The 10,305-nt window shown below is 59.9% G+C and carries 8 protein-coding genes and 1 tRNA gene; 4 read left to right on the top strand and 5 right to left on the bottom strand.

The window, feature by feature from the left end:
- Positions 1 to 636: 636 nt before the first annotated feature.
- From ACE191_RS20485 to ACE191_RS20470, 4 genes are all read right to left on the bottom strand, one after another.
- Positions 637 to 1,908: an adenylosuccinate synthase gene (locus tag ACE191_RS20485; RefSeq protein ID WP_400194113.1), complete on the bottom strand. Its 1,272-nt coding sequence runs from the start codon at positions 1,906 to 1,908 to the stop codon at positions 637 to 639.
- Positions 1,909 to 2,259, bottom strand: a complete 351-nt coding sequence (locus ACE191_RS20480; RefSeq protein WP_400194112.1) for an STAS domain-containing protein — start codon at positions 2,257 to 2,259, stop codon at positions 1,909 to 1,911.
- The gene (locus ACE191_RS20475) at positions 2,256 to 2,726 is read right to left on the bottom strand and encodes a Fur family transcriptional regulator (RefSeq protein ID WP_400194111.1); all 471 of its coding nucleotides are present in this window, start codon (positions 2,724 to 2,726) and stop codon (positions 2,256 to 2,258) included. The genes ACE191_RS20480 and ACE191_RS20475 overlap by 4 nt, the downstream gene beginning before the upstream one ends.
- A gap of 77 nt (positions 2,727 to 2,803) precedes the next feature.
- Complete coding sequence (locus ACE191_RS20470) at positions 2,804 to 5,011, bottom strand: RelA/SpoT family protein (RefSeq protein WP_400194110.1); 2,208 nt, start codon at positions 5,009 to 5,011, stop codon at positions 2,804 to 2,806.
- A gap of 238 nt (positions 5,012 to 5,249) precedes the next feature.
- On the opposite strand from ACE191_RS20470, the gene ACE191_RS20465 reads away from it, so the two are divergent.
- From ACE191_RS20465 to clpX, 4 genes are all read left to right on the top strand, one after another.
- Positions 5,250 to 5,331, top strand: a tRNA-Leu gene (locus ACE191_RS20465).
- 136 nt (positions 5,332 to 5,467) lie between these two features.
- Positions 5,468 to 6,793 (top strand): trigger factor, encoded by a 1,326-nt coding sequence (gene tig, locus ACE191_RS20460; RefSeq protein ID WP_400194109.1) that lies wholly within the window; start codon positions 5,468 to 5,470, stop codon positions 6,791 to 6,793.
- A gap of 132 nt (positions 6,794 to 6,925) precedes the next feature.
- Positions 6,926 to 7,630, top strand: coding sequence for an ATP-dependent Clp protease proteolytic subunit (locus tag ACE191_RS20455; RefSeq protein ID WP_400194108.1), 705 nt, complete (start codon positions 6,926 to 6,928; stop codon positions 7,628 to 7,630).
- A gap of 188 nt (positions 7,631 to 7,818) precedes the next feature.
- The gene (clpX, locus tag ACE191_RS20450) at positions 7,819 to 9,045 is read left to right on the top strand and encodes an ATP-dependent Clp protease ATP-binding subunit ClpX (RefSeq protein ID WP_400194107.1); all 1,227 of its coding nucleotides are present in this window, start codon (positions 7,819 to 7,821) and stop codon (positions 9,043 to 9,045) included.
- A gap of 78 nt (positions 9,046 to 9,123) precedes the next feature.
- On the opposite strand, the gene lpxB is transcribed toward clpX, so the two are convergent.
- A complete protein-coding gene (gene lpxB, locus ACE191_RS20445; protein ID WP_400194106.1) occupies positions 9,124 to 10,233 on the bottom strand; it encodes a lipid-A-disaccharide synthase in 1,110 nt (369 codons plus the stop codon).
- Positions 10,234 to 10,305: the final 72 nt, after the last annotated feature.

Raw genomic sequence — 10,305 nt, 5'->3', positions numbered from 1 at the left:
CGAAGAAACAGCAACCTTGTCGTTTTCACCACTCTCTCAAAGAACGTGCGAATCCCATCTGGATTCCGTGCCGAAGCCTACTGCTTCGGGTCGTTGGCCACCCGTGTGGCGGCCGTCGTTGTGTTTGGGGTGGCAAAGGTACCACCTTCTTTCGGCAGCTGCAAGCCCCGGGGCAAGTTTTTTTTCCGTCGCCCGAAGCGGCGAGCCGCCCCGACCGGGCGGCGAAACCGGACGGCAAAGGTAGCAACCGCACCCCGCACTTTCCAAGTTCCCGGCCCGCTTTTTTTCGCGGCGCCTGCGTCCTCCCTTCGCCTCCGCCTCCGAACGAAGCGGGCTGCAAAGGTAGCCAAACCGGCGCCGCTGAAGCAAGAACCAACCCCAAAAAAACTTTTCAACTATGATGTTCAAATTGCCGGGTAGAAACCAAACCAATTTTCACTCTCGTTGCCCCGTTCCTTTCGAACAGGTCTGCAAAGATACAGCGGCTATTCTTTCGGAAGCAAGACCCTGTCGAGCTTTTTTTAGAACATCTTCATTTGAAGAGTACCGCCGGCCGTTTGCCGTAGCGGGATGACAAAGGTAAGGGCCGCCTGCGGATTTGCAAGCGGCCCTCAGCGAAAAATCGGCTCCTATAAGTTAGCTGCGATGCAGCGTGCTGGTACGGTCGGGGCCAATGCTGACGATGCTGACCGGCACTTGCAGCTGCTGCTCAAGAAATTGCACGTAGCCCTGGACTGCGGCCGGTAGCTCGTGCGCCTGGCTTACATCGTCCAAAGAAACCTGCCAGCCGGGCAGCGAAACGTATTCCGGCTCCAGTTGCTCCAGTTCGCCCAGGTCGGGAAGCTGCTCCGTAAGGCTGCCATCGGCGCGCTTGTAATGGGTGCAGACGCGGATTTCCGCGAAGTCTGACAGCACATCGGCCTTCATCAGGTGCAGCTCGGTTACCCCATTCAGCATGATGGCGTAGCGCAGGGCCGGCAAATCGATCCAGCCGCAGCGGCGTGGGCGGCCCGTGGTTGAGCCAAACTCGCGGCCAGCCTGGCGAATCTTCTCCCCTACTTCGTCGTGCAGCTCGGTGGGAAACGGACCACTGCCCACGCGGGTGCAGTAGGCTTTGCTGATGCCGTATACCTTATCTATATGCTTGGGGGCAATGCCGAGGCCGGTGCAGGCGCCAGCCACGATAGTGCTCGACGAGGTAACGTAGGGATAAGTGCCGAAGTCAATATCGAGCAAGGAGCCCTGGGCGCCCTCAGCCAGGATGCGCTTGCCCTGGCTGAGCAGGTCGTTGAGCAGGTACTCGGTATCGACCAACCGCAGCTGCCGCAACTCTTCCACGGCTTCGAAGAAGATGGCTTCTTCGGCCTCAATATCGAGCTCGCGCTGGTGGAAGTTGGCCAGCTGACGATGCCGCTCCACGGTTTGCTGGTACCGCTCGCGAAAATTCGCGTGCAGGGTGTCGCCCACGCGCAGCCCTGTACGGCCCACTTTGTCCTGGTAGGTCGGGCCGATGCCTTTAAGAGTAGACCCGATTCGGTCGCCGCCGCGGGCTTCTTCCCAAATGCGGTCGAGGGCGCGGTGCGAAGGCAGAATGAGCTGGGCCTTGCGCGAGATGTAGAGATTGGCCGTGCCGTCGATACCGCGGGCGGTGAGCTTGCGCAGCTCTTCGCGGAATACGGCGGGGTCAAGCACGACGCCGTTGCCGACTACATTAATAATGTGGGAGTGGAAAATCCCAGAGGGCACCTGGTGCAGAACGTGCTTGGTGCCGTTGAAAGTCAGGGTGTGACCGGCATTGGGGCCACCCTGAAAGCGGGCGACAACGTCGTACGTGGGGGCCAGCACGTCGACGATTTTTCCTTTCCCTTCATCGCCCCACTGCAGCCCGACAAGTACGTCTACTGGCATCTAGTTGGCGCTTTTAAGGAGGCTGATGGCGGCGGTATCGTCGTCGGCAATAGTGAAGATGGAGGTGAGCTTGGTCAGCGCCAGCATCTTGCGGGGGTGTTCGGCAGGGTTGATGAGCACCAGTTCGCCACCTCGGCTGCGGAACTTGGTCAGCAGCGACACCAGCACGCCAATGCCGGAGCTGTTGACGTAGCGCACATTGGAAAGGTCGACCGAGCAGAGCGTTACGGCGTCGTCGCCGAGGTGCTGGTCGACGGTCTGCAACAGGGATTGGGAGTCGGGGCTGCCAATCAGGTCGCCGGTAAGGCGAACCGACAGGATGCCGTCGTGGACGGTGGCGTCAGTTTTCATTCAGTAATGGTACGAGCGGCTTTGGCGCGGCAGTCGCCGCATACGCCGTAAAGATTCAAGGAGTGGTGCAAGATATGGAAGTTCAATAACTCCCCGACCATGGTTTGGATGCCGTGGATGCGCGGGTCGCAGAACTCCACGACCTTGTGGCACTCGGTGCAAATGACGTGGTCGTGCTGCCGGTAGCCGTATGATTTCTCGTACTGGGCAAGGTTGCGGCCGAACTGGTGCTTGCTGACGAGGTGGTGCTCGACCAGCAGATCGAGGGTGTTGTACACCGTGGCGCGGCTCACCTGCACGCCGCGCTCCTTCATGCCGGCGTACAGCTCTTCCACGTCGAAGTGACCGGTGCGGGAGTAGATTTCCTCCAGAATGGCGTAGCGCTCGGCCGTCTTGCGCAGGCCCTTGCTTTCGAGGTAGGCGGTGAAGATTTTCTTAACCTCTTCGTACTTCTCGGGGTCGAGCATTTGAGACTGTTATATATACTAAGGTGTGCCGGCCGGAACCGTGGCTTAGCAACCACGAAACCGGCCAGTGGGTTTCCTCACGAGCTGAAGCGCTCCACCGACAGCACGCCGCGCACCTTGCTCAGGCGCTGAATGAGCTTGTCGAGGTGGGCCGTGTCGTTGACGAACACCATGATCTGGCCCTCGAACATGCCGTCGTCGGAGTCGATGGTGATGGAGCGCATGTTTACCTTGAGGCTGTTCGAAATGATTTTGGTGACGTCGTTCACCAGGCCCACGCGGTCGGAGCCCTTGATGCGCAGGCCGGCCAGGAACGCCAGCTCCAGCTGATCAGTCCACTTGGCGCGCACCACGCGGTTGCCGAAGCTCGACATCAGCTCCACGGCCTTGGGGCAGGACGTGCGGTGAATCACGATGCCGTCGTCGGTTTCGAAGCCGAACACGTCGTCGCCGGGAATGGGGTTGCAGCAGGTAGCAATAGTATAGCGGATCTTGGCGGTGTTTTCGCCGATGACCAGCATGTCGGGGCGCACGCCGCGCAGCTTCTGCACTTCCGCGTCGAAGGCCTTGGGCTCGAGCATCGACGGCAGCTTGGGCGCCGGCAGCGTGGGGTCGAACAAACTTTCCTTGATTTCGCGGCCGTCGACCTGCCCGATGGCAATGCGGTAGTAGAATTCCTGCGGGTTGTGCACGTTGAAGTGCGCCAGCAGGCGGTTGAGGTTGTCCTGGTTTACCTCAACGCCCAGCAGTTCCAGGCGCTTCTCTACCAGGTAGCGGCCGTCCTCGGACTTGCTGCGCTTCTCGTCGCGCAGGAAGTCGCGGATTTTGCCCTTGGCCTTGGAGGTGGTCACGTACTTAAGCCATTCCTCGGTGGGCTTCTGCTTCTGCGAGGTCAGGATTTCCACCTGGTCGCCGTTGCGCAGGCGGTAGCTCAGCGGCTCCAGCTTCTGGTTGACCTTGGCCCCGAGGCACTGCATGCCAATGTGGGTGTGAATCTCGAAGGCGAAATCGAGCGTGGTGGCGCCTTCGGGCAGAATAATGAGCTTGCCCTTGGGCGTGAACACGTAGACTTCCTTCACGAACAGGTTCTGGCGGAACTCGTCCATGAACTCCAGGGCGTTGGAGTTGTTGGTTTCGAGCATCTCGCGCACCTTGTTGATCCACGTCTCCAGGGTCGACTCGGGCTGCACGGCGCCGGTGTCCTTGTACTTCCAGTGCGCGGCGTAGCCTTTCTCGGCAATGTCGTCCATGCGCCGGGACCGGATCTGCACCTCCACCCATTGGCCGGGGCTCGACATGACGGTGGTGTGCAGCGACTCGTAGCCGTTGGCCTTGGGCGTGCTCACCCAGTCGCGCAGGCGGTCGGGGTTGGGCTGGTAGAAGTCGGTGACGATGGAGTACACGCGCCAGCAGGCGGCTTTTTCCTGCTCGGGCGGCACGTTCAGAATGATGCGGATGGCAAACAGGTCGTAGACTTCCTCGAAGGGAATGTTCTGCTTGCGCATCTTGCGCAGAATGGAATAGATGCTCTTGGGCCGGCCCTTGATTTCGAAGCGGAAGCCCTGCCGGTGCAGTTCCTCGTCGATGGGCGCCACGAACTCCTTGATAAAGCGGTTGCGGGCGCTGCGGCTCTGGCGCACCTTGTTCACCAGTTCGTTGTAGGTCTCGGTGTCGGTGTACTTCAGGTGCAGGTCTTCCAGCTCGCTCTTGATGGCGTACAACCCCAGGCGGTGGGCCAGCGGCGCGTAGAGGTAGATGGTTTCGGAGGCAATCTTGAGCTGCTTGTGCCGCGGCATCGAGTCCAGCGTCCGCATGTTGTGCAGGCGGTCGGCAATCTTGATCAGAATCACGCGCACGTCCTCAGAGAGCGTGAGCAGCATCTTGCGGAAGTTCTCGGCCTGCTCGCTGGTGCCGTAGTCGAACACGCCCGAAATCTTGGTGAGCCCGTCCACGATCTGGGCCACGCGGGGGCCGAACTCGCGCTCCACGTCGGAAATTTCCCAGTTGGTGTCTTCTACCACGTCGTGCAGCAGGGCCGCCACGATGCTGGTGGTGCCCAGCCCGATTTCCTCCACGGCAATCTGCGCCACGGCCAGTGGGTGCAGAATGTACGGCTCGCCGGACTTGCGGCGCATGTCCTTGTGGGCTTCGAGCGAGGTGTTGAACGCCTTCTTGATGAGCTTGGCGTCGCCGTCTTTCAGGTAGGGCTTGGCCGTGCGCAGCAGGCGGCGGTAATGACGCAGGATTTCCTGGCGTTCTACTTCGGGGTCAATGAGGGTGGCCATCGGCAAAAAGAACGGCCGCGAAGGCCGCGGGACGAAGGTAAGCAGGAAACCGCGGCCCCTTCTGCGGCGGGCTGGTGACACCCGGCGCTGGGCGAGGACCGCCTGGCGGTCCTGACTCATCGGTTTCCTGCCTTTATAACCGCCAAACGCCGCCCCGCGTTGCCAAAACCGCACACCCATTTGAATTTACGGCTTGCTTCCGTAGCTTTGCGCCCCCGAGGCAGCCGGCCTCGCTTCAGCGGATGTGGCGAAATTGGTAGACGTGCCAGACTTAGGATCTGGTGCCGCAAGGCGTGTGGGTTCGAGTCCCTCCATCCGCACTACTGGCCTGCCATTTTGCGGCGGGCCGCTGGCTTAACCCCCAAGGCCCTCAACTACCCGGCGACGGCCAAGTTGGGGGTTTGCTGTTCCCGGCCTTTGGGCTTTTCTCTCGTTACCCTTAACCTCCGACTTGTTTTGGACATTACCCTCGACCAGAAAGACGGCCAGCAGAGTGCCCTGCTGACTGTGCGCCTCACGGAAGCTGACTACTCGGAAGCAGTAGAAAAGCAAATCAAAGACCTCTCGAAAAAGGCGCAGATTAAGGGCTTCCGCCCCGGCAAGGTTCCCGCCGGCCTGGTGCGCAAAATGTACGGCAAGGGCGTGCTGGTAGACGAAATCAACCGTCTGCTGCAAACCAACGTCGACACCTACATCAAGGAAAACAATCTGCGCATCCTGGGCGAGCCGCTGCCGGTGCCCTCGAACGTGGACTTCGACACCCAGAAGGACTTCGAGTTTCAGTTTGAGCTGGGTTTGCTGCCCGAGTTCGAGCTGCCCGTGGCCGAGCTGGAAGTGGAGCGCCCCGTGGTGGAGCTCGACGAAAACACCCTCAACGAGACCTACGAGCAGATCGGCATGCAGTTCGGCGAGAACTCCGCGCCCGAAGCCTCGGAGGCCGGCGACTACATTTCGGGCACGCTCAGCAAGGAAGGCACCGAGCTTTCCCACAAGGTGATGCTGCCGACCAACAAGCTGAAAAACGACGCCGACAAGTTCGTGGGCCTGAAGGCCGGCGACAAAGTGTCGTTTGACCTGAAAAACATCTTCGACGGCGACGCCGCCGCCATTGCTAACTTCTCGGGCATCTCCAAGGACGAGGCCGCCCAGGTAGAAGGCGAGTACACCCTGGAGGTGGAGAAAATCAACCGCTCGAAGAAGGCCGAGTTCGACCAGGATCTGTTCGACAAGGTGTTCGGCAAGGACACGGTAACGACCAAGGAAGACTTCGACGCCAAGGTGCGCGAAACCATACAGGAGAACTACACCCGTGAGTCGGACAACCTGCTGAACCGCCGCCTGATTGAAACCCTGGTGGAGAAAACCAGCATCGAGCTGCCCAAGGAGTTCTTCAAGAAGTGGCTCATTGCCGCCAACAAAGGCAAGCTCACGCCCGAGCAGGTCGAAGAGCACTACGCCGACTACGAGCGGGAGCTGAAGTGGTCCATGATCCGCAACAAGGTGGTGGAAGAGCAGGACCTGAAAGTGTCGAACGACGAAATCGTGGACCGCACCATGACCAAGATCATGGGCCAGTTCAACCTGCCGGAGGTATCCGACGAGCTGCGCGAATCGGTGCGCGGTTTTGCCGACAACTACCTGCGCCAGGAGAACGGCAAGAACTACATGAACGAGTACGAAGCCATTCTGGCAGAGAAAGTACTCGACAACCTGCGCGGCCGGATTGTTGTTAAAGACCAGCCGATGACGGCCGAGGACTTCCGGAACCAAGCCAGCGCGTAATTTCCGCCGCGGGTTGGTTCCCTGCAAAAAAGCCCTTACTTCGTCGGAGTAAGGGCTTTTTTGTGGCCTTTAGCCGGCGTTTGCCGTTTCATCTCGTCCCAACCAATCCTCTCTCCTACTGCAGTCAGTCACATGCTGAACAAACAGGAATTCCGCAAATTCGCCGTCAAGGGCCAGGGTCTCAACGGCCTGGGCGTCGACCAGTACCTGCACCACATTGAAGGCCAGAGCCGCCATTTCGTCACGGGCATGACGCGCTCGGTGATTGAAGAGCGCCCCACGCGCTTCGCCGAAATCGACGTGTTCTCGCGCCTGATCATGGACCGCATCGTGTTCCTGGGCACGCCGGTCGACGACTACATTGCCAACATCATCACGGCCCAGCTGCTGTTCCTCGAGTCGGCCGACGCCAAGAAGGACATCCTGCTCTACATCAACTCGCCCGGCGGCTCGGTATACGCCGGCCTGGGCATCTATGACACCATGCAGTACGTGGGTCCCGACGTGGCCACCATCTGCACCGGCCTGGCCGCCTCCATGGGCGCCGTGCTGCTGGCCGGCGGGGCCAAAAACAAACGCTCGGCCCTGCCCCACGCCCGCGTCATGATTCACCAGCCCTCGGGCGGCGCGCAAGGCCAGTCGTCGGATATCGAAATTACGGCCCGCGAAATTCTCAAGCTCAAGAAAGAGCTCTACGACATCCTGGCCAAGCACACCGGCAAAACCTACCAGGAAGTGCACGACAACTCCGACCGCGACTACTGGATGCGCGCCGACGAAGCCAAGGAATACGGCATCATCGACGAAGTGCTGGAGCGTCACACCACCGAAAAATAGCCGCGTAACTATTTAACAATGTGCCCGCTTCCGGCTTGCAACTCCGGGGGCGGGCATTTGTTCTTATAGGGAGAAACGCCAGGGCCCGGCACTTTTTTTCGCCGGGAGGGCGTTTGGCATTTCGTACCTTTGGCCCCGCGGGAATTTTTCCTCCGGCGAATTACCCTTTGAATTCCGACTCTTCAGCAATGGCAGATATCACCTGCTCGTTTTGCGGCAAAAGCAAGCGCGAGGTTTCCATCATGATTTCCGGCATCAACGCCCACATCTGTGAGCGTTGCGTGGGCCAGGCGCAGCAAATTCTGAACGAAGAGAACAAGATTCGTTCGAACACCAAGACGCCCAAATTCAACCTCGTGAAGCCCCGCGAGATGAAGGAATACCTCGACCAGTACGTGGTAGGTCAGGATGAAGCCAAAAAGGTACTCAGTGTGGCGGTGTACAACCACTACAAGCGCCTGATGCAGAAACCCACTACCAAGGACGAGGTCACGATCGAGAAATCGAACATCATTATGGTGGGCGAAACCGGCACCGGCAAAACCTTCCTGGCCAAAATGCTGGCCTCGGTGCTGCAGGTCCCCTTCTGCATTGCCGATGCCACGGTGCTCACCGAAGCCGGCTACGTGGGCGAGGATGTGGAAAGCATTCTGACGCGCCTGCTGCAGGCCGCCGACTACAACGTGGAAGCGGCCGAGCGCGGCATCGTGTACATCGACGAGGTCGACAAGATTGCCCGCAAGAGCGACAACCCCAGCATTACCCGCGACGTGAGCGGCGAGGGCGTGCAGCAGGCCATGCTGAAGCTGCTGGAAGGCACCACGGTGAACGTGCCGCCCCACGGCGGCCGCAAGCACCCCGAGCAGAAGATGATTACGGTGAACACGGAGAACATCCTGTTCATCTGCGGCGGCGCCTTTGTGGGCATCGACCGCATCATCAAGAGCCGCCTGAACACCAAGCCGCTGGGCTTCGCCAAGACCATGCTCGAAGACAAGGTGGATACCAACAACTTCCTGCGCTACATCACGGCCCAGGATCTGAAGCAGTTCGGCCTCATTCCCGAGCTCATCGGCCGCCTGCCGGTGCTCACCCACCTGAACCCGCTCGACAAAGCCACCCTGCGCCTGATTCTGACCGAGCCCAAGAACTCCATTCTGAAGCAGTACAACCGCCTGTTCGAGATGGAGGGCATCGAACTGACTTTCTCCGACGCTGCGCTGGACTACATCGTCGACAAAGCCGACGAGTACCGCTTGGGTGCCCGGGGTCTGCGCTCCATCTGCGAAAGCATCATGACCGACGCCATGTTCGACATGCCCTCGGCCACCGACGTGACGGAGCTGGTTATCGACCTGGAGTACGCCCAGGAGAAGTTCGAGAAGTCGCCGCTGAAGCAGTTGCGGGCAGCCTAAGCCTCCCCTAACCAACAAAAAGCCCCGCCGGACGCATCCGGCGGGGCTTTTTGGTTTCAGCCGCAGCGGCTGGTCGGGTTATTTTTTCAGATACCCCACCATTAGCTCGGCGGCTTTTTCGGCGGCGTTGGTGCGGCCGAGCTTCTCGCGGATGTCGGCGTAGCCGGCCTTCACCTGGGCAATGTACTGCTCGTCGTCGAGCACGCGGTGCAGCTCGTCGACCAGATTACGGGCGGTGAAGTTGCTTTGAATCAGCTCCTTCACCACTTCGCGGCCGGCAATGAGATTGACCAGCGAGATGTAGGGCACCTTGATGACGGCCTTGCCGATCTGGTAGGAAATGGCGCTGGTGCGGTAGCACACCACCTGCGGCACGTCGAACAGGGCAGTTTCGAGGGTGGCGGTGCCGCTGGTGACCAGCGCGGCCTTGGCGTGGCGCAGCAAATCGTAGGTCTGCTCGAAGATGATGCGCACGTTGTTGCGCTCGAAGTGCGCGTAGTAATTAGCATCAAGGTTTTTCACGCCCGCCACCACAAACTGATAATCGTAGAAGGGCGGCAGAATGCGCAGCATCTCGAAGAGCATTTCCTCGATTTCCTGCTTGCGCGAGCCGGGCAGCACCGCAATAATGGGCCGCTCAGGGTCGAGGCTGTTGCGCTGAAAGAAGTCGTCGTCGGCTTCGTGCTCGTACACCGCGTCGGCCGTGGGGTTGCCGATGTAGTCGACCTCGTAGCCAAAGCGCTGGTAGAACTCCCGCTCGAAGGGCAGAATCACGAACATCTTGTCGACCAGGGCTTTCACCTTGTGCACGCGGCCCTGGTTCCAGGCCCATATTTTGGGCGAGATGTAGTAGAACACCTTCAGGTTGTGCTCCTTGGCGAAGCGGGCCACGCGCATGTTGAAGCCGGCATAGTCCACCAGAATCAGCACGTCGGGCTTGTACGCCAGCAAGTCTTGCTGGCACTCCTTCAGAAAGCGCCGAAACCGGAATACGCTGGTGGCCGCCTCCAGAAAGCCCATGATGGCCATTTCCTGGTAGTGGTGCACCAGGGTGCCGCCCTCGGCCTGCATCAGGTCGCCGCCCCAGCAGCGGAATTCGGCCTGCGCGTCCTGCTGCTTGAGCGCCCGCATGAGCCGGGCCGCGTGGAAGTCGCCGGACCGCTCGCCGGCAATGACGTAGTATTTCATCTGCTCATTGATCAATTAACATTTATCATTTATCAGGTCACTTTCAGCAGCTTACCGGCCCGTACTTTCCGG

This window comes from Hymenobacter sp. B81 (assembly GCF_044628455.1).
In the GTDB taxonomy this organism is placed as follows: Bacteria; Bacteroidota; Bacteroidia; order Cytophagales; family Hymenobacteraceae; genus Solirubrum.
Note: the sequence above shows the minus strand (reverse complement) of the source record. Positions and strands in the feature narration are given on the sequence as shown.

What these genes read in the sequence shown, in the direction of transcription:
- ACE191_RS20480 (WP_400194112.1), bottom strand. Translation starts at nt 2,259, where the DNA reads ATGAAAACTGACGCCACCGTCCACGACGGCATCCTGTCGGTTCGCCTT.
- ACE191_RS20455 (WP_400194108.1), top strand. Translation starts at nt 6,926, where the DNA reads ATGCTGAACAAACAGGAATTCCGCAAATTCGCCGTCAAGGGCCAGGGT.
- ACE191_RS20470 (WP_400194110.1), bottom strand. Translation starts at nt 5,011, where the DNA reads ATGGCCACCCTCATTGACCCCGAAGTAGAACGCCAGGAAATCCTGCGT.
- ACE191_RS20485 (WP_400194113.1), bottom strand. Translation starts at nt 1,908, where the DNA reads ATGCCAGTAGACGTACTTGTCGGGCTGCAGTGGGGCGATGAAGGGAAA.
- lpxB (WP_400194106.1), bottom strand. Translation starts at nt 10,233, where the DNA reads ATGAAATACTACGTCATTGCCGGCGAGCGGTCCGGCGACTTCCACGCG.
- ACE191_RS20475 (WP_400194111.1), bottom strand. Translation starts at nt 2,726, where the DNA reads ATGCTCGACCCCGAGAAGTACGAAGAGGTTAAGAAAATCTTCACCGCC.
- clpX (WP_400194107.1), top strand. Translation starts at nt 7,819, where the DNA reads ATGGCAGATATCACCTGCTCGTTTTGCGGCAAAAGCAAGCGCGAGGTT.